Consider the following 19,996-nt stretch of genomic DNA (forward strand, 5'->3'; position numbering starts at 1 on the left):
GATGGTGAGGAGAATCATCATATGAATTCTGTGGATCGTAGCGCCACGGCGGCAAGTGGTCCATACTTGGGCGGGTGTGAACGTAAAATCGTCTTATCTATCGGAGCAACAGGGGGTCTCATGCCACGCATCACGTCGGTGGAGGTCATCGACGTTCGTTTCCCGACCTCGCTCACCAGCGACGGCTCCGACGCGATGAACAAGGACGGCGACTACTCGGCGGCGTACGTCGTCCTGCACACCGACGACCCGGCGCTGACGGGGCACGGCTTCACCTTCACGATCGGGCGCGGCAACGACCTGTGCGCCGCGGCGGCGGCCCAACGCGGCCGGCCCCTGGTCGGGCGCGAGGTCGACGATCTCTGCGCCGACCTGGGTGGGATCTACCGGGAGCTGCAGTCGGACACGCAACTGCGCTGGCTCGGGCCGGACAAAGGCGTCGTACATCTGGCGCTGGCGGCCGTCATGAACGCCGTCTGGGACCTGGCCGCCCGGCGAGCCGGCAAGCCGCTGTGGCGACTCCTGGCCGACATGTCACCTGAGGAGCTCGTCGCGGCCGCCGACCTGCGGTACCTGTCGGACGTGCTCACCCCCGAGCAGGCGGTCGCGCTCCTCGCCGACCGCGAGCCGGGCCGGGCGCAGCGGATCAAGGAGCTCGAGGCCGGCGGGTACCCGTGCTACACCACGTCCGCCGGCTGGCTCGGGTACTCCGACGACAAGTTGCGTCGGCTCTGCGAAGAGGCCGTTGCCGCCGGCTACAAACACGTCAAGCTCAAGGTTGGCGCCGACCTGACCGACGACATTCGCAGGTGCGGTATCGCCCGCGACGTGCTCGGCCCGGACGGGCACCTGATGATCGACGCGAACCAGGTCTGGGACGTGCCGGAAGCGATCGCCTGGGTCCGGGCGCTGGCGCCGTTCAATCCGTTGTGGATCGAGGAGCCGACACATCCCGACGACGTTCTCGGACACGCTGCGATCCGGCGTGCGGTCGCGCCGATCGGCGTCGCCACCGGCGAGCACGGCATGAACCGGGTGCTGTTCAAGCAGTTGTTCCAGGCCGGCGCGATCGACTACTGCCAGCTCGATGCCGCTCGGCTGGGCAGCGTCAACGAAGTCCTCGCCGTGTACCTCCTGGCCGCCTCGTTCGACGTCCCGGTGTGTCCGCACGCCGGCGGAGTCGGCCTGTGCGAGCTGGTCCAGCATCTCGCGATCTTCGACTATGTGGCGGTCTCCGGCTCATTGGACGGTCGTGTCACCGAGTACGTCGACCATCTGCACGAGCACTTCACCGACCCCTGCATCGTCAAGAACGGGGCCTACCGGCTTCCGTCCCTCCCCGGCTACAGCGCCGAGCTGCGCAGACCGTCACTCGCGACGTACACCTTCCCGACCGGGTCCTACTGGGCATCGCGAGGCAGCGCGGAGTCGGTGGCATGACGGCCGGCGTCGGGCCTGGCCGGGAACCGAGCACCCTGGCGGACAACGGTCGCTCGGCTCGAATCGGTGTTTCGCAGACCGACGTCGTCGTACAAGGCATCAAGAAGATGATCATCGACCGTGCGCTCCGGCCGGGTGACCGCCTGCCGGTCGAGAAGGACCTCGCCGAGGCACTGGGAGTCTCCCGCGGTCCGCTGCGCGAGGGCGTCCGCGCGCTGTCCATGATGGGCGTGCTGGAGACCCGGCAGGGCGACGGCACCTACGTCACGGCCCTCGACCCTTCGTTGCTGCTGGCCCCGATGGGGTTCGTGGTGGACCTGCAGGACCACAGCGGTGCGCGCCACCTGCACGCCGTACGACGAATGCTGGAGACTCAGGCTGCCGGACTGGCGGCGACCCTGATCAGCGACGAAGCGCTCGCGGCGGCGGACGAGCTGCTGCGCCGAACCGAGGCCGAACTGACTGACGGCGTGCCGGACCACGAGGCCCTGATCGACAACGACATCGCGTTCCACCGCGTCATCGCCCAAGCGGCCGGCAACCCGGTGCTCGCGGCCCTGATCGAGGCCCTCGGCGGACGGACCACCCGGGACCGGCTGTGGCGCTCGATCAGTCAGGAAGGCGCCGACGAAGCAACGCACGGCGAGCACCGGGCGATCCTCGACGCCCTGGCCGGTCGCGACCCCGACCGGGCTCGCATCCGCATGGCCGTCCACCTGTTCGGCGTCGAGGACTACCTCCGCCAACGACCACCCGGCGACGACCCCATCCCCGATCTCTGAGGACCGCTCGATGCCCTTCCTGTGGCGCACTGCGAACCTGACGCTGACGTTCTGCCTCGACGACGGCCCCGTCCGGTTGGAATCCGTCCACTGGGATCCCGAGGCCTCCGCCGGTCCGGTCGACCAGCCACTCGTGGAGGTGTCCGCGCTCGGTCATGGCCGCTCGGTCAGCACCCATCGCCACGTCGGCACGGTCCTCGGCAACCGGCTGCGATACACCAGCCACGAAGCCACCGACACCAGCCTCCGCATCGTTCAGCAGGACGCGGTGACAGGGCTTCAGATCACCAGCTTCTTCGAAGCGATGGACGGAGTACGCGTCTGGACAGAGGCCCGGCTGACCGGCCCCGGCAGCCTCGAGTTGACCAGCCTGTCATCGGTCGTCGTCGCGATCGACTCGGTCGACTTCGACCTGATCTCCGGCGACAACGACTGGATGGCCGAGAGCAGGTGGTCCGCCCGGCCACTGCGCGAGATCGGACTGCCCGACATTCAGCGCCCGCCGCACCACCCGCCACCGCGCACCGTGCACGCGGTGACGAGTCGGGGCTCATGGTCGACCGGCGAGCACCTTCCCACCGGTGTTCTGATGCGAGACGGGTACGCACTCGGCTGGCAGATCGAGCACAACGGGCCTTGGTACTACGAGATCGGTGAAACCCTGCGCGGCGGCTACCTGCTCCTCACCGGACCAACCGATCAGGAGCACCAGTGGACGGCGACCATCACCGCGGACCGCCCGTTCACGACCGTGCCGGTGTCGCTCGTCGCGGCAACTGACCGCGACAGCGCCTTCGCCGCGCTGACCCGGCAACGCCGTGCCATCCGGCGGCACCGCCCCGCCGACGACAAGCTTCCAGTCATCTTCAACGACTACATGAACACCCTGATGGGGGATCCGACCACCGACCGGTTGCTGCCGTTGATCGACGCTGCGGCCGCGGTCGGGGCGGAGTACTTCTGTATCGATGCGGGATGGTACGCCGAGGGCAATTGGTGGAGCACGGTGGGCGCCTGGCAGGCGTCAACCACGCGTTTCCCTGGCGGGCTCGGTGAGGTCACCGACCGCATCCACCACCACGGCATGGTGCCCGGACTCTGGCTCGAACCCGAGGTGGTCGGCGTCGACTCGCCGCTGGCACATGACCTGCCGGACGACGCCTTCCTCAGCCGACGCGGTATCCGGGTCACAGAGAACGGCCGGCACCTCCTGGACCTACGCTCCCCCGCGGCCCGGCGGCACCTCGACGACACGGTCGACCGACTGGTGGCCGAGTACGGGATCGGGTTCTTCAAACTGGACTACAACACGATGACCGGACCGGGCACCGACTCCGACGGAAAGTCGCTCGGCCAGGGTCTGCTGGAGCACCAGCGAGCACTGCTCGACTGGCTGGACGGCGTCCAGGCGCGACATCCCCGGCTGCTGCTCGAAAACTGTGGGTCCGGCGCGTTGCGGATGGACTACGCGATGCTGTCCCGGCTGCACCTGCAGTCGACCTCCGACCAGCAGGATCCCTTGCTCTACGCAACAATCGCGGCCGCGGCGCCGGCGTCCGTACTGCCCGAACAAGCGGGTAACTGGGCCTATCCCCAGAGCGGGATGTCGCCCGAGGAGTTGACTCTCTGCCTGGTCAACGGCATTCTCGGCCGGATGTACCTGTCCGGCCACCTGGACTGCATGACACCACCCGAGCTCGACCTGGTCCGCTCAGCTCTGGCCGCCCACCGGGCCGTGCTGCCCCACCTGCCGCAACTGGTTCCCTTCTGGCCGCTGGGCCTGCCCGCCTGGACCGACGAATGGGTGGCACTCGGGCTCCAGGGACCATCGACGTCGTACCTCACGCTGTGGCACCGCTCTGCCGAACCGTCCCAGGTCGACTTGTCACTGACTCGTTGCGAGGTCAAGAGCCTCTTCCCGGCTCGGCCCGACGGCTGGACCTACGACTGGAACGGCAACACCCTGACCATCACGGCCAACACACCAGAGCCCTCCGCCCGCGTCATCGAACTCGCTCACTCCAGAGGCTGACGGGTGATCTGAGCTGGCTCGCGGCGAGCTTTTCGGCCGTCAGCGACTCACCCGGCTCGGCCAGCCAGCGGCTCGAGAGCGCCAGCGTGATCCGGGAGTCGAGGCTTCGGCCGTCCTGAAAGGGGTTTGAAAGTGGCGTCGGGGAGACTCGCGCCACGATCGGTTCGACCTTGGAGTTGGGGATGACACGAGCCACGCGAATCAGTGTCGGCGTACAGACGTCGCGGTTCCTGAAGACTGTTGCCGCGCTGGTCGCCGGGGCGGCACTGAGCATCGCCTCCGTCGGAGTGGCGCCGGCCACCGCGGCCGGGCCGGTGGGGCACCGGCCTGTTCCGGTTGTTTACGACAGTGATCTGGACTTCGATGACGCGTCGACGTTGGCGTTGCTCTGTCAGGCGCACAAGCAAGGCCGTATCGAGCTGCGCGCCGTCACGGTGGTGAACAACGGCATCGGTACGGCGGGCCGGTCGTTGACGCATGCACGGACGATTCTCGAAAAGTGTGGCCTGCCGCGCGTTCCAGTGGCCGATGGTTCACCGACCGGTGTGCACCTGGCACCACCAGAGGCGAGGGAGACCTTCGAGCGCGTCCTGACCGGAGCACTCGACGACGCCGACCGACCTGACCAGCCGTCGTCGGTGACAGCGGCACAGCTGATCGCCCAGTCGGTCCTGAGTTCGCGTGAGCCCGTGACGGTGCTGGCTACCGGCCCGCTCAGCAACGTAGCCGCGGCGTTGCGCGAACACCGAGACGTGGCGCAGAGGATCGAGTCGCTCTACGTGATGGGTGGAGCGTTCGACGTACCGGGCAATCTCTTCGGTTCGACCACCGGCGGGTTCGACAACACCCAGGAGGTCAACCTCTGGATCGACCCGAACGCCGCCGATCACGTGTTCCGTGCGATGCCCGCCGGCCGGGTCCGGATCGTCCCGCTGGACGCTACGAACCACGTCATGATCACCCAGGCGTACGTCGACCGGCTCGGCGCCTCCGCCCGTACAGTCGAGGCGCGGCTTGTGCACGCGATCCTGACGCAGCCGGACCTGCCTCCGCTCATCGAGCTCGACATCATGTTCTGGTGGGACGCGCTCGCCGCCACCTCGCTCGTCCTGGGGCCGCGCGACGACCTCGTCAGCTACCGGCTGCGGACTGTCTCCGTCGTCCTCGACGGCGCTTCGTCCGGACGCACGATCGACGCACCGGACGGCACACCGCAACTGGTCGGATACACCGCCGACGGCGCACGATTCGAGGACGCATTCACGTCAATCCTCAACGGCGGCCGGTAGTCCACAACGGTGACCGATGAAGGGCTGAGGTTAGACTTTCGTCATATGAGTGAAGAACCGAACTACGAGCGCGCGGGTATATTCTGGGTGGGTGGTCCGGCGGCGGCGGGCAAGACCACGGTGAGCCGTCTACTCGCGCGAAAGCACGGATTTCTCTGGTACAGCGTAGATGCCTACGCATTCGCTCACGAGAAGCGCGCAGCTGCGGCCGGGCTTCATGTGATGGGTACCGGTCCGGGAGACTTTGATCGCCGGCCGATGATTATGGAAGATATCCGCTCACTGTCCGTGGATACATCGGTTGTTGTCGAAGGTGCATTCGTCACTCCCAGGATGGCTGGGGTTGCCGAGAACGCAGTGTGGCTGATGCCCTCAAGAGAGGAACAACTCGCACGACTGGAACGCAGGCATCCAGGCGGTGTGCACAAAGATCATGTCTGGGGCTGGGATCTGGTGCGGAGCCAACTCGAGGGAACCAGCGCAAGCGTCGTCGTAGTCGACGGTCAGACTGTCGAGCAAACGCTCATGGCGGTCGAGCAGAGGTTCGGCGCAATCTTGGGATCGTGCCCCGCAGCGCGCACCACCTATGAGCGGCAATCTCTGATTCGTATCAGTAATCGCCAACTCGCTGACCAGGCGACCGAAAGACTGCGGTTGGGGCGCAACAAGGAGAATCGACACCACGCGGTTCGCGTATTCGATTGCGAGTGCGCACAGACGAACTGTAATGAGGTTGTCGAGCTTGCCGTCGAGCAGATGCCAACTTTGCTCGCTCAGGCGCCCCCATCAATTGCCTCACCTGAACACTCCAACTGAGCCTGAAGAGGCTTGACAGGAGCGCTACCCGGTCTACCTCAGGGCGTCGTCGAGCGGCGCCGCGAGCTGGACACGACCATCACCGCCGATCGCGCACTGATGGACCGCATCGCCGACCTTCAGGCGGCGCACCTCCACCAGCTCGCCGCGCTCCCGACGGCCGCCCGCCCGGCCAGCACCTAGGTCAGGCCCGCCGGATGCTCGAGAAGTACCGCGTCCAGCTCTGGGCCCAGCAGCTCGGCACCGCGCAGACGGTCAGCGATGCCCGCATCCGCAAGATGCTGAGCCCGTGGCCGGCCCTACTCAGCGTCCTGTGCCTCGATCAGGTCGAGGTCGCGGACGCAGAAGCCGTGGTGCTCGAAGGTCTCGTTGAGCACCGTGCCGAGGCATTGCCGCACCGAGCGGCCCCGGGCGTACGGCGGCCAGACATCATCGTCGGGCACCGGCGCGCGCGCTGCGAGCTGCACAGCGGTGACCTCGTCGAGCCAGGCCTCGAGCTCGGCGGCCTGTGCGTCACGCACGCTCACGATCTCGTCGAGGGCCGGATCGAGCGAGAGGTCAAGCCCGTGCGCTCCACGGTAGGGCTCGACGGTCGTCCCGATGCCCATCGGCGTGAACAGCTCCGTCGAGCCCAGGCAGCAGCGGCGGAACCACGAGTCGTGGACGAAGACCAGGTGGCGCATCGTCTGCACCGCCGACCACTCGTCGTTCACGCTGCGGCGCCCGATACCGGGCGTACGGCGGATTCGCTCGATCGTGGCGGCCCAGCCGGCATGGAGCTGACGCGATGCCTCGCGCAGATCGGCAGGGTCCTCGGAGCGGATCAGCACCCGCACCGGATGACGCCGGTCGAGCTCTGCCTCGACGTACTCGGTGACCTCGACACCGTTCACCACGAGGTTGGTGACGAGCCCGTCGATCACGGCATCCTGCATGACGACGCCGATCAGGCGTGCCCCGGTCAGATCGCACTCGCGGAACTCCGCACCGTGCAGATCCTCGTCCACATACCGCGTCATGCTCCGCATACTAGGGCCGAGCACCGACAAGCCGGCCACCCGGCTTGATTTGGCCTCTTTCCAGGTCCTGACCGAGCGCGAAGAACGCAACAGCGTCGCGATCGCCTCCAACGAATCCTTCTCCGGATGGACCAAGACCTTCACCGACCCGCGCAAGCCGGCGCCAAATGAGACCGTCATAGCCAGGATGGCCGTGGGGTCGGCCCTGAAGGTGGGCCGTTCTCGACGTCGGCGGCGCGACAGGCCGGTCCGAGCCCGGCGCCAAATTTGCCGAAGGCAATCATGACGGGCACGCGGGCGTACCAGAGCTTCAAGGTGGTTGACGAGACGGGCGAACTCGCCAGGCGCCCGCACAGTCGACGTGCGTGTAACGTCAGGATTTGAAGCAGATCCCCGTGTAGCTAACCTGGATCGATGAACGGGTATGGGCAGTTCTGCGCGGTCGCACGAGCACTGGATGTGGTCGGCGAGCGGTGGACCCTGCTGATTGTGCGCGAAATGCTCTCCGGTCCGGTCACATTCGGCTCCATCCGTCGCGGCATCCCCCGCATCCCACCGGCCACGCTGACCAGCAGATTGCGCTCTCTTCGCGCCGCCGGCATCGTCGAGGTGTCCGACCGCCTCTACCAGCTCACCGAATCCGGGCTGTCCCTCGCTCCGATCGTCCGCGAACTGGCCCGGTGGGCGATGACAACCGAGAGCGCCGCCTTGTCCGAGGAAGACCTCGACACCGCGGCGCTCACGTGGGACATGCAACGCAGAGTCGATGTCAATGCTCTCCCCGGGGACACCGTGGTTCTCGCTCTCGAGTTCACCGACCGACCGCCGCGCGATCGGTACTTCTGGCTGCATCTGTCCAAAGCGAACGTCAACCTCTGCCGGGAGGACACCGGTGCGCCGGTGGATCTCTGGCTCTGGGCGCCGACCGCCGAGGTCATCCATTGGTGGCTCGGCGACCTCACCTGGTCACAGCTGCAGCAGCACCCCGGAGTCACCCTCCACGGCGACCGCGCCCTGCAACGTCAGATGCAGCATTGGTTCCTTCGGTACGCGTTCACCCGCAGCGCTCTCGCGCAGACGTCTTCTGCTCAGAAGCCCTCTTCTGCTTAGAAGAGGGAAGGCATGGGCGCTCATTTGCTCAGGTATTTCATGCCCGTGTCACACATCACCGTGACGATCGTCGAGTTCGGGGGAAGCCGTTCGGCCATGCGCAGGGCGACGAGGACGTTGGCTCCGGTCGACGTACCCGCGAACAGCCCTTCCTGCTGAGCGAGCCGGACCGCCATCGCCGTCGCCTCCTCTGTGGACACCAGCTCGATCGCGTCGGCCACCTTGTCGTGCCACAGAGGTACGACGAAGCCGGCACCGACGCCGTCGATCTTGTGGGCACCGGTCGGGCGACCGGACAGGACAGCGGACTCGGCCGGTTCGATCGCGACCACGGCGATCGAGTCGTCGTACATCCGCAACCTCTCGGCGGTGCCCCGTAGCGAGGCCGCTGTACCGACGATCTGCACGAACGCATCCAGCTCACCGTCGGTCTGAGCCCAGATCTCGTCGGCCATCGTGTGGTAAGCCTGCAACTGGTCGGTGTTGTTGAGTTGGTCGGTCCACACGCCGCCGTTGTCCGCCGTGATGACCCGGGCCGCTTCGATCATGTCGCGTGTGAGCTTCTCCGTCATGCGGCCCTGATCGCTGGCGATCACATGCACCTCGGCGCCGAGCGCCCGCATGTGGGCGAGCTTCTCGGCCGCGAACGCGTCCGAGCTGACGATGTCGAGGTGGTATCCCTTGACAGCGCAGATCAGGGCCAGCGAGACACCTGTGCTGCCGCCGGTGTACTCGACCACTCTGCCACCCGGCTGCAGCCGGCCATCGGCTTCCGCAGCCTCGATCATCGCCAGCGCCATCCGATCCTTGATACTTCCGGTCGGATTGCCGTCCTCCAGCTTGAGCAGGATCCGAGATCCGTTGCGCGGTCCGAGCCGGCGCAGGGGCAGCAACGCGGTATTTCCGATCCGATCCAGAACAGTACGGGGCGCGGGAGCTGACGTGTCCATGCCCGCAAGTTTCGACCTCTGAGCAGGGGACGTGTAGTTCAGAGTTTGAACTGGACAGGTGGCGGGCGCGGCCGTGAAGGTGCAGTCGTCGCGTTGGGCTGATCGGGAGGGTGCCGGCGTCGTCCCGGCAGCGACATCAACAAGTACGGGCGTCTTACGGAACGGGGCCGTGAGCAATTCATTCATCTCCGTGCGATCTGCAAGCCGGCCCTTAGGAAGGATCTGTGGCCATGGGAATTGAAGAGCTGACATCGCCGGGGTCGACGAGTCAGGCAGCGAGGGTCTCGGAGGGATCCGGCGAACTTCTCCACGCGGGCATGCTTGCTCATACCGCGGAAGGCAGCTGGCCATCGCGGCCTTCGACGTCGCCATCGGTCGGCAACCAATGCCGTCATGGCGCGGCGGGATCGCCGTAACCGATCAGGTTGAACGAGACGTCGAGTCGCCCCGCCTCCTCGACGATGCGCGCAGCATGCCGCTCGACGGCATCGGCGTCCAGCACGTCAACCCTGCCTACCTCGACAGAGCCGCCGGCGATGGACACGTCATTGGCCACGGCCTCCAGCGGGCCCGGCGTACGTCCCGCGAGAAAGAGCCGCGCGCCCTCCCGAGCAAACGCGCGTGCCACCGCACCGCCCACCGCTCCCCCACCGCCATAGATCACAGCAACCTTGTTCTCCAGCAGCACGGTCATCTCCTAATCGCAGTGATCGGTTGGGGTTCGTCAGTACTCACAAGCGCGTAACTCATCATGCCCGGGCGAATCCGGGACACCATCAGACCAGCTGAGCCCAAGCGAACATGCTCCAGGTCGTCTCCTCCTCCCTTACGATCTGCCCTCTTCGCGGTGGAGGCCAGTGGCAACAACAACCAGTGCAACGGCCAGCACCTCTGCGGCAGTTGGCCGCTGGTCGAGCACGATCGCCCCGATCACGGAGGCAGTTGCCGGAAGCAACGACAGCAACAGGGCGAACGCGCCGCGGGTCAGCCGAGCCATCGCCAACTGGTCACACACGTACGGAATGACCGATGAGCAGATTGCGACCGCCGCCGCGGCGGCCAACAGGACAGGATCGGTCAGGGCGCGCCAAGCCGCCCCGATCCCGACAGGGAGCGACAGCAGCGCGGCCATACCCATCGCGAGGGCGAGGCCGTCGATACGGCTCTGACCCGGTCGCTGCGAGACCCTGTGGCCAAGAATCACGTAGCCGGCAAACAGCGTCGCGTTGAGCGCGGTGAAGAGCAGGCCGAGCCAGTCGCCAGACAGTCGCACATCGGTGAGGATGTACACCCCGCCGACGGCCAGTAGGAGCGCCGCCAGGTTGCGCAGGGTCCTCACGGCGACTGCCGCGAGCAAGATGACGGGGGCGAACTCGATCGCCGCCACGGTGCCGAGTGGCAGCCGATCGATCGCGAGATAGAAGCAGCAGTTCATCGCGGCCAGCACAGCCGCCCACCCGGCCAACAACCATCGGGCGCCATTGTCCAAGGCGCGCCAGACCCTCAGCGGCCTCCGCCACAGCCAGAACACCAGAGCCGCCAACGCGATCCGCAACCAAGCCACACCAAGCGGTTCCACTGCGGCGAACAGCAACACCGCGAGCGCCGGGCCGAGATAGTGGAACACAGCACTGACGACGAAAAAGGCATGCGCCGGCACGGCGTCCAGCGCCGATCGCCTCACCGGCGAAGTCATGGATTCACCCTAGGAATGCAGGTCCAACCTCCGCCATGCCGAACCGGAGCAAACGGAGGACTGCTGCCTTCGGAATCCACTGGTGGAGGGCAAAACACTTTCGGAACGACAAATCCGTGATCGACGTCCCCGAGGAAGCTGCTGCGATAGAGCCAACGGGGGGTAGGGCGGCGTGGTCAGGACACGAGTGTCTGCTTCGGCCGGACTACGCAGAACTCGTTTCCCTCGGGGTCTGCGAGCACAGTCCACGACTCCGTCCCGGACTGGCCGATGTCGACGCGACGGCCGCCGAGGCTCAGGATGCGGTCGATCTCCGCCTCTCGATCCTCGGGACCACAAGTCAGATCGAGGTGGAGGCGGTTCTTGACCATCTTGGCATCCCCGACCGGCATGAAGCAGATGCCGACCGGCGCTGACTCCTCCGGGCCGATGACGACCTCACGTGGGCGTTCGGACAGGATGCGCCAGTCCAACACTTCTGCCCAGAACCGAGCGAGTGTCGGCAAGTCATGGGTATCGATGACAATGTGGTGGAGAGAGACAGGCATGTCGTCAACGGTATCGTCGGCGCCACCGCTCGTTTGGCCATTTTCATCGTCACGGCTCCACCACACTCGAGGTCGATGCCGGCTCGCTCAGTTCGGGATCGTTGCTGTGAGGCGGACCTGGTTGTCCTGGGTGAGCTGTATCTCAGCGACGTGTGCCACCGCGATGTCGAGCCGGTACCCGGTTGTGGCGGAGCGGTCCTTCAACTGGCAGGTGCCGACGGTGCGCAGTGCGCCGCCGCGGTCCCGTACGTGGATCTCGTACCGGCCGTCCGTCGGTGCGGACGAGATACTGACCAGCAGCCACCGGGCGACCGACGTCGTGGCAGGCGCTGACGACAGTAGCCGGGATCAGAAGACGCCGCCGCCGGCGGCGATGTTCTGGCCGGTGACCCACCGGGCGTCGGGGCCGGCCAGGAAGCTCCTTGGATTCCTGATGAAGGTCAGTCGCGGCGCACTCGGTGCTCATCGCGGATGGCACGGACATCGGCCACCGGACCGAGGTGGCGCAGCTTGTCCGGGTTGATGACGGAGCGGACCGTCTGCACCACTCCGTCAACGATGTCGAGGACGAAGACGTTCACCAACTGGCCGTCCGGAGTGCGCAGAACGGCGCCAGGCTGACCGTTCACCTGATGCAGCTCGACCGTGATCCGGTGCGTCCTGACCTCTCGGCTCATGCCGGCGAACAGCCGCGCGACGCGATCCGCACCGACGACCGGCAAGCTCCACTGCGGCGCCTTCCCGCCACCATCGCCGTACGCGACGGCGTCCTTGGCGAGCATCCCGACCAGGCCGTCGAGATCGCCCTGGGTGAAGGCGGCAAAGAACCGGGCGGCCAGGGCGTCACCCTGTTCGGCGGAAGCTTGGAAGCGCGGCTTCTCCGCCTTGACGTGCCTGCGAGCCCGGGCGGCGAGCTGCCGGCAGTTCGTCTCACTCTTACCGACGACCGCCGCGATCTCGTCGTACCCGTAGCCGAAGACGTCGTGGAGCAGGAACACCGCACGCTCGACCGGGTTCAGCCGCTCGAGCACGAGCAGGAAGGCCATCGACAGCGAGTCGGCCTGCTCAGCATGCGCTTGCGGGTCCGCGTCGTCGTCGGTCAACAGCGGCTCGGGCAGCCACTGGCCGACGTACGACTCCCGTCGCTTCACCGCCGACCGCAGCAGGTCGATGGACAGCCTGGTGACCACTGTGGACAGGTATGCCTTCGGTGAAGCGATGTCGACGCCCTGATCGAGTGCCTGCTGATGACGGACGAAGGCCTCCTGTACGACGTCCTCCGCCTCCGTCACGCTCGCGAGCATCCGGTAGGCGATCGAGAACATCAACGGGCGCAGCTCCTCGAACGTCTCTGAGTCACCGCGCCCGTCGACCTTTCGCGTCACGCCGTCTCCTGCCGCTCGCCGGCCTGGGCCGAACCGGAGTCGGTCAGACCATGGCGGAACCCATCCCGCCAGGTGCTCCACCTGGGTTGCCAGTCGAGCTCGCGCTTGGCCTTGGCGTTGGACGCGCCACGGCCCTCGGTCATCCAGCGCACCGTGACGTCACCCGCGGCCAGCCGACCTAGCCAGACCGGCACCCGCAGCGGCTTCTTGGCGCCGACCACCTCGGCCAGATACGGCAACCATTCGGCGACCGCGGCCGGTTCGTCGTCGGTGATGTTGTAGATCCCACGCCGGCCTCGCTCGATGGCTGCGACCGTCGCCGCGGCGGCATCGTCGAGATGGATCCACGACCAGACCCCGGCACCGTCACCGATGATCGGCATCTGCCGCTTGCGGACCAGCTCGACCAGGGACTCCGACCCGCCGGGACCATAGAAGTTGCCGTAGCGCAGCACCATGCCCTCGAGCGGCGCGGCAGGGACGACCTTGTCCAGGAACTGCAGTCCGTTGATCGACTCGGTCTGGAACCTGGCCGGATCCGGGTCGTACGGGTCGTCCTCGGTCTTGACCGCGCCACCCTCACGGATGTTCGACCACCCGGTGTAACTCTGGGCGACGAACTTGCTGACACCGGCGGCCTCGGCGGCCGCGAGCAGGTGCTCGGTACCGGCAGTCCGCAGCTTGTTCGTCGTCGCGAACCACTTGTCGAAGTTCCGCAGGTTCGCCTTGCCCGCCAGCGCGGTCATCTGATGCACGATCACGTCCGGCTCCGAACGCGCGATCGCCTCGCCGACGGCCGCCGCGTCCAACCCGTCAACGACCACCGGCTCGGCCCCCAGTCGACGCAACTGCTCCAGCCTGGCCGAACCACGTGTCGACGCCGTCACCTGGTGGCCACGCGCAACCAACTGCGGGATCAGCCGGCGACCGATCGCACCGGCGGCCCCTGCCACGAAAACTCGCATCTCACTATCTCCGTACTTCTGAGGCTTCACTGACGAGCCTGAGACGAGACAGCACATCCCGCTGTGACAGGTCCGATGCTAACCCGGCCGATCCATGCCCGAAGCGGAGCGTGATCGACCCCGCCGCACTCCACCGGCAGGTCGCCGGTTCAGGTCACTGCTGGTCGACCGACCGTTCGCTGTGTTGAATCCCCCGCGACTCCTCGGGGCAGGCCGTGCAGTAGCGCGCCGGCTGGTTCAGTGCGGTAGCCGGCGGGTGTTGATCAACCGCTCGGCGACGTCGCGCAACTTGGTGTTGGTGTCCTGGGAGTACCGCCTCAGGATGGCGAACGCCTGGTCGGAGTCGACGTCGTACCGCTCCATCAGGATGCCCATCGCCTGTCCGACCAGCTTGCGCGCATCGACCGCCTGGGCCATGTTCTGTTCGTTGCGCGCGGTCGCGACGGCGACGGAGGCATGCCGGGCGAGGATGGCCGCGATCGCCTCGTCGTCGGCACTGAACGCGTTGGGGACGACACTGTAGAGCCCGAGGACACCGACGCTTCCAGCTGCCGTCGTGAGTGGAACGTCGAGCACACTGCGGACCCCAAGGGACAGCACCTTCGCCGCCCAGTCCGGCCAACGCTCTTCAGCCGCGGTGTCGCGGACTCGCACCGTTTCGTGGCCGCGCATGGCCTCTACCAGCGGTCCGCAGCCGCCGACCATCTGCCACCGGTAGATCTCAGCCACCATGGGATCAGTCGCCGCCGGCACCTCGGGCCGACCCCGCGCAGCCAACGCGATGCCCGCATGGGAGCAGTTCAGCGCGTGCAGCGCGAACTGCACCACTGCCTCCACGGTCTCACCGACACCACCGGAATCGTGCAGCTCGAGCGCGAGCCGCGCGAACACTTCAGCCATCGCACCCGCAGCGTCGTCTGGCCTGACCCCAGCCGGGTCCACACCAGCATCGCCACCCACCGGCGTCACCTGTGCAGCCTCTTCCATGCACCAATAATGCCCCCAGCGCCGCTTGGTCGGCAGGTTCGTTTCTATCGCCAACGGGTACTGGCGTAATTGGCACGACCGGATGGCTCGAAGGGTCGCCACCGAGGAAACCCAGAGCGAAGGCTTCCAGAGGTAACAGCCGCCCGCGACACGGTGAACGCGACGACCAACGTCAGCATCCAGCCCGCGACGCCGCCGCGCCACGAGCCGATGAGCAGTCCGAGGAACCAGTGCCATTCGTTGGTTGTCAGGGTTGCGAGATGTCCTGTACGACGTCACCGGTGTCGGACGTGCCCATGTTGCGCGCGACGTCGGCCAAGGCCAGCATGCCGACGAGGTCGTGGCCGTCGATCACCGGCAACCGGCGGACCTGGTGTTCGCTCATCGTCTTGAGCGCTTCTTCGGCGCTGTCGTCGGCACCGATCGTGACCAGCTTGCCCTCCCCGAACTGTCCCGCCGTCGCCGAGGCCGGGTCGCCGGCTTCGGCGATGCACTTCACCACGATGTCGCGGTCGGTCAGCATCCCCTTGAGCCGGTTGTCCTCGCCGCAGATCGGCAATGCTCCAACGTCCAGGTCCCTCATCTTGCGGGCGGCGTCGACCAGGGTCTCGTGCTCACCGACGCACTCGGCGCCGGCCGTCATCAACTCACGCGCTGTCGTCATGTTCGGACTCCTCATCTGCCTGGACCCGTGTGGATCGGATGCCCGGTGCCCCACCACCCACGCCGCATTCGCTCACATGCCGCTGTCACCCGCCGACCGTCCCGCCCTGCGTCGATGGAGTCCGATTGGACAGGCGGCAGGCGGGTTACCGGGATGCCCACCGAACCTGGAGGCGATGATGAGTTTCGATCGACCTGGTCTGGACGACAAGCACAAGACCGTCAGCGATACCGAGGTGAACGAGGCGTTGGAGAACGACGAACTCGAGACGGGCGGCCTGGACTTCGACGAGGTCGAGCACCACGAAGGCGAACGATCGTCTGGTCCTGAGCCCAACGCCGTACGACGTCCGCCGCGAGAGCAAGACGTCACCACCGGGGCCGAGGGCCGACCGGTCGAACCGCCCGACTGACTGCGGCTGTGTCCGAACAGTTCGAAGGAGGACGACTGGGATGGCAGATCATGAGGCATCGACGACGGTAGACGTCGCGGCGAACGTCCTGTTCGACTATCTGTCCGACATCGAGCACCTGCCCGATTACCTGCCCTGGCTGACCGACGTACATCGGGCGGCGCCGCGGCCCGCGGAAGCCCAGGGCATGGAAGCCCGTCGACCCCAGCAGCCGGTGCACGAAGAGGTCGAGGTGACCGCTCACGTGCCCGCCGGTGGAGAGCCGGATCAGACGGTGCACAGCGAGGCGTGGATCGACATCGTCGAGGAGAACCGCAGCCTGCGCTGGGGCGCGCCCGGCGAGCAGGACTACCACGGCGAACTCGACATCGACTTCGTTGCGGACGGCACGTCACGACTCACCGTCCGCCTCCACACCACCCACACCCCCGACCAGGACATCGACGACTACCTGCACCACGCCCTCGAAACCATCAAAGCCACCGTCGAGCAGCCACCCACGACGCCCGGCGACACACCGCAGGCCTAGTGGTTCTCCACCCAGGTCAAAGAAGATGACTGGCGCCGGCCGTGACGCACCGGTGATGGCAAGGCGACGCCGATAGCCGAGAGCGGACGACTGACCTGGCGGATGGAGACCGAAATCGCAGTGCGCGCCGGCTAAGCCGTCGAGCGCGCTGCCGGCTTCGTCGTGCGGCCGGGTCCACCACGGGTGGCCGTGTCGGCGCCGTGGTTTTCCTGCGACGCCGTCCTCGGCGCCGGACAGACGGGCCCACGACGCACCGGTCCCCCACCGAGTTTCCGGCTCTTCCACTGCTTCTCGTCGTAGTCGTAGTACGTATCAACGCCACCGACTGTCATCGATCCTCCAGCCAGCCCGAACCACCCCTGCGGCTGCTGACTGCTCAACAAGCCGGCACCCCGCAGTTTGCCATCGGCCGCCGTACCGCACTAGTCCCCTAACGCCATCAAACGGATTGCGAACTCCGCTCAGTTGCGGCGGGAGGTACGTCGTTGAGACGGGCGCCTGAGCGCCGCTCCGGAATTTCCTTCCCTGCCGCAGCGTTGTACCTGTTGAGTCAACGTTTCTCGTTGTCGTGACCGGCGCCTAGACCCGCGCAGGGATCTCCGGCGGTGGAACTGCGTAACCCAGAGCAGGCCTGCAGGGCTGCTCTTCCCGGTAACCAGCGCACCCCCAGCCGCTGTGCCAGCCACTTTCGGCTACCAAGCCGTCACGATTCGAGGATATCCATGGGATCCACCGGCGCCGTTTTGAACCGCCAACCCCAGCGCACGAAGGGCAGCGACTTCGCACCGCTGCTGCGCGAGATCAAGACCTCCGGCCTGCTGGAGCGTCGTACCCGCCAGTATTTGGTCTCCATCGCCGTCAACCTGCTCTGTCTGGCCGCTGTCGTGGCAGGCCTGATCCTGCTCGGCAACTCATGGCTCGTGCTACTACTCGCAGTGCCGGCCGCGATCTTCACGACCCGGGCCGCGTTCTTCGGCCACGACGCCGGTCACCAGCAGATCGGCCGGTCCCGCCGCCTCCATGACGCTGTCGGGCAACTGCACGCAAACCTGTTGCTCGGAATGAGCTACGGCTGGTGGAACGACAAGCACAACCGCCACCACGCCAACCCGAACCACACTGACAAGGACCCCGACGTCGCCGCCGGAGTACTGGTCTGGACACTCGACCAGGCCGAGGGACGCACCGGCCTGCACGGCTGGCTGAGCCGCAACCAGGCCCGGATCTTCTTCCCGCTGCTCACCCTCGAAGGGATCAGCCTGAAGATCTCCAGCATCACCTACCTGCTCGGGCGCCGTCCCCGTCGCGAAGCCGCCCTCGAGCTCGGCCTGATCGCCGTACACCTGACCGTGTACTTCGGCGGGCTCCTGCTCATCATGTCGCCCCAGAAAGCCATCGTCTTCGCCGTACTCCACCATGCCCTGTTCGGGCTCCATCTCGGCAGCGTCTTCGCCCCGAACCACAAGGGCATGGAGATGCCCGACGGTGACACCAGGTGGGGACACCTCGAGAAGCAGGTCCGCACCTCCCGCAACGTCAACGGCAACCCAGTCACCGACTGGATGATGGGCGGCCTGAACTACCAGATCGAGCATCACCTGTTTCCGAACATGCCCCGCGCCAACCTGCGGCATGCCCAAGGCGCCGTCCGCGCCCATTGCCAGCACGTCGGAGTTCCTTACCTGTCGACAGGCATCATCGACTCCTACGCCCAGGGACTGCGCCACATGCACGAAGTCGGCCGGCAACTACGCCACCCGACCGCCGTCTCGGCAGCAACGACGCAAGCCTCATGAGCGCGCACCGCGACCTCCACCGACTGGATCACCTTCAGCTGCCGGCCCACGTGAGTGTGTGGGTGCACGGTGGCTGGCGGCCGGGATGGCTTCTTGCCTGTGACAACCAGGTGTCCGGCTGGCACGGCCTCGTCCAGTACCAGGACGAGCACGACAACGAGGTCACCGCATGGATGGCCGCCGAACAGATCGTCCCCGGCGGCGACCGATAACTCGCGTCACGGCGTCAACAGCACCTTCACAGCACCGTCCTGTTTCTTCTGGAACATCTCGTAGGCTGCCGGGCCCTCCGAGAGCGGAAGCCGATGCGTCGCGAATCCGTCGACGCCTAGCGGGTCCTCGTCACTCAACAGCGGCAGGATGTCGTCGACCCACCGACGCACGTTGCCCTGCCCCATCCGGAGCTGGATCTGCTTGTCGAACATCGTCATCATCGGCAGCGGATCGGCCGCTCCGCCGTACACGCCGCTCAAAGAAATCGTGCCGCCGCGGCGGACCAGCTCGATCGCGAGGTAGAACGCCGCAAGCCGGTCAACGCCCACCGTCTCCATCAACTTCTCGGCGATCCCGTCCGGGAGGAGTCCGACAAGCGTGTGCGCGGCCTGTGCCTTCGGCGATCCGTGCGCTTCCATGCCGACGGCATCTATCACGGAGTCCGCACCCCGACCATCGGTGAGCTGACGCACTTGCTCAGCCACCTCGCCGGAGTACTCGAGGATCTTCACGCCGCGGTCCTGGGCGCGCTTGAGTCGCTCAGGCACCAGATCGATCCCGATGACCCGATACCCGCGATGCAGCCCGATCCTGGCCGCCATGTCTCCGATCGGTCCGAGACCGATGACCGCCAACGTTCCACCATCCGGCACGCCCGCGTACTCGACTGCCTGCCAGGCGGTCGGCAGTACGTCGGACAGGAAGACAAAGCGATCGTCAGCCGGCCCGGCAGGCACCACGATCGGCCCGTACTGTGCCTGCGGCACCCGCAGGTACTCGGCTTGACCGCCCGGCACCTGTCCATAGAGTCTCGTGTAGCCGAAGAGCGCCGCGCCCATCCCCTCCTCACGCACCTGTGTGGTCTCGCACTGCGACTGCAAGCCACGGTCGCACATGTAGCAGTGGCCGCAGGCGATGCCGAAGGGAATCACCACCCGGTCGCCCGCCGTCAGGTTCGTCACCTCCGCGCCGGTCTCGACCACGATGCCCATCGGCTCATGCCCCAGCACGTCACCTGGCTCCAGGTACGGGCCCATCACCTCGTACAGGTGGAGATCCGATCCGCAGATCCCGGTCGATGTGACCTCGATGATGGCGTCCGTCGGCTCCTGGATCACCGGATCCGGTACGTCTGAATACTCGATCTTCCGCTTTCCCTGCCACGTCAAAGCTTTCATGGCCCCAGGTACCCCGAATGCCGCCGGTGAACCGCCCTTTGCCACCGGTCATTGGTCACCGGGTACGACGAAGTGCGGCTGCCCGAGTTGCCGCAGTAGTCTCCGATCCTCCCTGTCGGGGCGGCCCGTTCCGGGCTGAAAATGGGGGTGGTTGCCCGCTGACGCCGTCTCTCTGTGGTTCGGGC

Annotated in this window: 21 protein-coding genes and 1 pseudogene; 12 read left to right on the top strand and 10 right to left on the bottom strand. The window is 66.5% G+C overall.

The features are described from left to right. Positions 1 to 120: 120 nt before the first annotated feature. From EV652_RS43145 to EV652_RS45655, 6 genes are all read left to right on the top strand, one after another. Positions 121 to 1,440: an L-fuconate dehydratase gene (locus tag EV652_RS43145; protein ID WP_132217037.1), complete on the top strand. Its 1,320-nt coding sequence runs from the start codon at positions 121 to 123 to the stop codon at positions 1,438 to 1,440. Continuing rightward, positions 1,437 to 2,222, top strand: coding sequence for a FadR/GntR family transcriptional regulator (locus EV652_RS43150; RefSeq protein ID WP_132217039.1), 786 nt, complete (start codon positions 1,437 to 1,439; stop codon positions 2,220 to 2,222). The genes EV652_RS43145 and EV652_RS43150 overlap by 4 nt, the downstream gene beginning before the upstream one ends. Before the next feature lie 10 nt (positions 2,223 to 2,232). Further along, positions 2,233 to 4,254: an alpha-galactosidase gene (locus tag EV652_RS43155; RefSeq protein ID WP_132217041.1), complete on the top strand. Its 2,022-nt coding sequence runs from the start codon at positions 2,233 to 2,235 to the stop codon at positions 4,252 to 4,254. 182 nt (positions 4,255 to 4,436) lie between these two features. Next, positions 4,437 to 5,543, top strand: a complete 1,107-nt coding sequence (locus EV652_RS43160) for a nucleoside hydrolase (protein WP_132217043.1) — start codon at positions 4,437 to 4,439, stop codon at positions 5,541 to 5,543. 45 nt (positions 5,544 to 5,588) lie between these two features. Next, positions 5,589 to 6,359, top strand: a complete 771-nt coding sequence (locus EV652_RS43165) for a P-loop nucleotide/nucleoside kinase family protein (RefSeq protein ID WP_132217045.1) — start codon at positions 5,589 to 5,591, stop codon at positions 6,357 to 6,359. A 12-nt stretch (positions 6,360 to 6,371) separates the two neighbouring features. Next, positions 6,372 to 6,542, top strand: a complete 171-nt coding sequence (locus EV652_RS45655) for a hypothetical protein (RefSeq protein WP_242002358.1) — start codon at positions 6,372 to 6,374, stop codon at positions 6,540 to 6,542. A gap of 116 nt (positions 6,543 to 6,658) precedes the next feature. Here the strand turns inward: EV652_RS45655 and EV652_RS43175 are convergent, their stop codons facing one another. Beyond that, positions 6,659 to 7,378 carry a DinB family protein gene (locus EV652_RS43175; RefSeq protein WP_242002359.1) on the bottom strand — a complete coding sequence of 240 codons (720 nt, stop codon included), beginning with the start codon at positions 7,376 to 7,378 and terminating at the stop codon, positions 6,659 to 6,661. Positions 7,379 to 7,436: 58 nt separating this feature from the next. On the opposite strand from EV652_RS43175, the pseudogene EV652_RS46440 reads away from it, so the two are divergent. Together EV652_RS46440 and EV652_RS43185 are read left to right on the top strand one after the other, a co-directional pair. Continuing rightward, positions 7,437 to 7,664, top strand: a pseudogene (locus tag EV652_RS46440) (hypothetical protein); the annotation flags it as partial. Between the two features lie 128 nt (positions 7,665 to 7,792). After that, entirely contained in the window at positions 7,793 to 8,488 is a 696-nt protein-coding gene (locus tag EV652_RS43185) for a winged helix-turn-helix transcriptional regulator (RefSeq protein WP_132217049.1), read from the top strand. Between the two features lie 20 nt (positions 8,489 to 8,508). Here EV652_RS43185 and EV652_RS43190 read toward each other — a convergent pair whose 3' ends face one another. From EV652_RS43190 to EV652_RS43225, 8 genes are all read right to left on the bottom strand, one after another. Next, positions 8,509 to 9,438, bottom strand: coding sequence for a PLP-dependent cysteine synthase family protein (locus EV652_RS43190; RefSeq protein WP_132217051.1), 930 nt, complete (start codon positions 9,436 to 9,438; stop codon positions 8,509 to 8,511). 391 nt (positions 9,439 to 9,829) lie between these two features. Continuing rightward, positions 9,830 to 10,132, bottom strand: coding sequence for an SDR family NAD(P)-dependent oxidoreductase (locus tag EV652_RS43195; protein WP_242002360.1), 303 nt, complete (start codon positions 10,130 to 10,132; stop codon positions 9,830 to 9,832). 132 nt (positions 10,133 to 10,264) lie between these two features. Further along, positions 10,265 to 11,134, bottom strand: coding sequence for an EamA family transporter (locus EV652_RS43200; RefSeq protein ID WP_132217053.1), 870 nt, complete (start codon positions 11,132 to 11,134; stop codon positions 10,265 to 10,267). Between the two features lie 176 nt (positions 11,135 to 11,310). Beyond that, positions 11,311 to 11,682: a VOC family protein gene (locus EV652_RS43205; RefSeq protein ID WP_132217055.1), complete on the bottom strand. Its 372-nt coding sequence runs from the start codon at positions 11,680 to 11,682 to the stop codon at positions 11,311 to 11,313. A 440-nt stretch (positions 11,683 to 12,122) separates the two neighbouring features. Next, positions 12,123 to 13,067 carry an RNA polymerase sigma-70 factor gene (locus EV652_RS43210; RefSeq protein ID WP_242002361.1) on the bottom strand — a complete coding sequence of 315 codons (945 nt, stop codon included), beginning with the start codon at positions 13,065 to 13,067 and terminating at the stop codon, positions 12,123 to 12,125. Further along, positions 13,064 to 14,032, bottom strand: a complete 969-nt coding sequence (locus EV652_RS43215) for an NAD-dependent epimerase/dehydratase family protein (protein WP_132217059.1) — start codon at positions 14,030 to 14,032, stop codon at positions 13,064 to 13,066. The genes EV652_RS43210 and EV652_RS43215 overlap by 4 nt, the downstream gene beginning before the upstream one ends. A gap of 237 nt (positions 14,033 to 14,269) precedes the next feature. After that, complete coding sequence (locus EV652_RS43220) at positions 14,270 to 15,019, bottom strand: ANTAR domain-containing protein (RefSeq protein ID WP_132217061.1); 750 nt, start codon at positions 15,017 to 15,019, stop codon at positions 14,270 to 14,272. Between the two features lie 247 nt (positions 15,020 to 15,266). After that, positions 15,267 to 15,683 (bottom strand): CBS domain-containing protein, encoded by a 417-nt coding sequence (locus EV652_RS43225; protein WP_132217063.1) that lies wholly within the window; start codon positions 15,681 to 15,683, stop codon positions 15,267 to 15,269. Positions 15,684 to 15,861: 178 nt separating this feature from the next. Here EV652_RS43225 and EV652_RS43230 point away from each other — a divergent pair, with 178 nt between their 5' ends. The 4 genes from EV652_RS43230 (at position 15,862) to EV652_RS43250 (ending at position 18,632) form a co-directional block, all read left to right on the top strand. Beyond that, entirely contained in the window at positions 15,862 to 16,095 is a 234-nt protein-coding gene (locus EV652_RS43230) for a hypothetical protein (protein ID WP_206752116.1), read from the top strand. A gap of 40 nt (positions 16,096 to 16,135) precedes the next feature. Beyond that, a complete protein-coding gene (locus EV652_RS43235) occupies positions 16,136 to 16,624 on the top strand; it encodes an SRPBCC family protein (protein WP_132217067.1) in 489 nt (162 codons plus the stop codon). A gap of 722 nt (positions 16,625 to 17,346) precedes the next feature. Beyond that, positions 17,347 to 18,420: a fatty acid desaturase family protein gene (locus EV652_RS43245; RefSeq protein WP_132217071.1), complete on the top strand. Its 1,074-nt coding sequence runs from the start codon at positions 17,347 to 17,349 to the stop codon at positions 18,418 to 18,420. Next, positions 18,417 to 18,632 (top strand): hypothetical protein, encoded by a 216-nt coding sequence (locus EV652_RS43250; protein WP_132217073.1) that lies wholly within the window; start codon positions 18,417 to 18,419, stop codon positions 18,630 to 18,632. Before EV652_RS43245 ends, EV652_RS43250 begins: the two co-directional genes overlap by 4 nt. Positions 18,633 to 18,638: 6 nt before the next feature. On the opposite strand, the gene EV652_RS43255 is transcribed toward EV652_RS43250, so the two are convergent. Continuing rightward, entirely contained in the window at positions 18,639 to 19,811 is a 1,173-nt protein-coding gene (locus EV652_RS43255) for an alcohol dehydrogenase catalytic domain-containing protein (RefSeq protein WP_132217075.1), read from the bottom strand. Positions 19,812 to 19,996 lie beyond the last annotated feature (185 nt).

The organism is Kribbella steppae, from assembly GCF_004342025.1.
Classification (GTDB): domain Bacteria; phylum Actinomycetota; class Actinomycetes; order Propionibacteriales; family Kribbellaceae; genus Kribbella; species Kribbella steppae.

Bases quoted from the DNA above. Each gene is read 5' to 3' on its own strand.
- EV652_RS43200 (WP_132217053.1), bottom strand. From the start codon at position 11,134: ATGACTTCGCCGGTGAGGCGATCGGCGCTGGACGCCGTGCCGGCGCAT.
- EV652_RS43165 (WP_132217045.1), top strand. From the start codon at position 5,589: ATGAGTGAAGAACCGAACTACGAGCGCGCGGGTATATTCTGGGTGGGT.
- EV652_RS43145 (WP_132217037.1), top strand. From the start codon at position 121: ATGCCACGCATCACGTCGGTGGAGGTCATCGACGTTCGTTTCCCGACC.
- EV652_RS43255 (WP_132217075.1), bottom strand. From the start codon at position 19,811: ATGAAAGCTTTGACGTGGCAGGGAAAGCGGAAGATCGAGTATTCAGAC.
- EV652_RS43190 (WP_132217051.1), bottom strand. From the start codon at position 9,438: ATGGACACGTCAGCTCCCGCGCCCCGTACTGTTCTGGATCGGATCGGA.
- EV652_RS43150 (WP_132217039.1), top strand. From the start codon at position 1,437: ATGACGGCCGGCGTCGGGCCTGGCCGGGAACCGAGCACCCTGGCGGAC.
- EV652_RS43245 (WP_132217071.1), top strand. From the start codon at position 17,347: ATGGGATCCACCGGCGCCGTTTTGAACCGCCAACCCCAGCGCACGAAG.
- EV652_RS43250 (WP_132217073.1), top strand. From the start codon at position 18,417: ATGAGCGCGCACCGCGACCTCCACCGACTGGATCACCTTCAGCTGCCG.
- EV652_RS43230 (WP_206752116.1), top strand. From the start codon at position 15,862: ATGAGTTTCGATCGACCTGGTCTGGACGACAAGCACAAGACCGTCAGC.
- EV652_RS43205 (WP_132217055.1), bottom strand. From the start codon at position 11,682: ATGCCTGTCTCTCTCCACCACATTGTCATCGATACCCATGACTTGCCG.
- EV652_RS43160 (WP_132217043.1), top strand. From the start codon at position 4,437: ATGACACGAGCCACGCGAATCAGTGTCGGCGTACAGACGTCGCGGTTC.
- EV652_RS43185 (WP_132217049.1), top strand. From the start codon at position 7,793: ATGAACGGGTATGGGCAGTTCTGCGCGGTCGCACGAGCACTGGATGTG.
- EV652_RS43220 (WP_132217061.1), bottom strand. From the start codon at position 15,019: ATGGAAGAGGCTGCACAGGTGACGCCGGTGGGTGGCGATGCTGGTGTG.
- EV652_RS43225 (WP_132217063.1), bottom strand. From the start codon at position 15,683: ATGACGACAGCGCGTGAGTTGATGACGGCCGGCGCCGAGTGCGTCGGT.
- EV652_RS43235 (WP_132217067.1), top strand. From the start codon at position 16,136: ATGGCAGATCATGAGGCATCGACGACGGTAGACGTCGCGGCGAACGTC.
- EV652_RS43195 (WP_242002360.1), bottom strand. From the start codon at position 10,132: ATGACCGTGCTGCTGGAGAACAAGGTTGCTGTGATCTATGGCGGTGGG.
- EV652_RS43155 (WP_132217041.1), top strand. From the start codon at position 2,233: ATGCCCTTCCTGTGGCGCACTGCGAACCTGACGCTGACGTTCTGCCTC.
- EV652_RS43175 (WP_242002359.1), bottom strand. From the start codon at position 7,378: ATGACGCGGTATGTGGACGAGGATCTGCACGGTGCGGAGTTCCGCGAG.
- EV652_RS43215 (WP_132217059.1), bottom strand. From the start codon at position 14,032: ATGCGAGTTTTCGTGGCAGGGGCCGCCGGTGCGATCGGTCGCCGGCTG.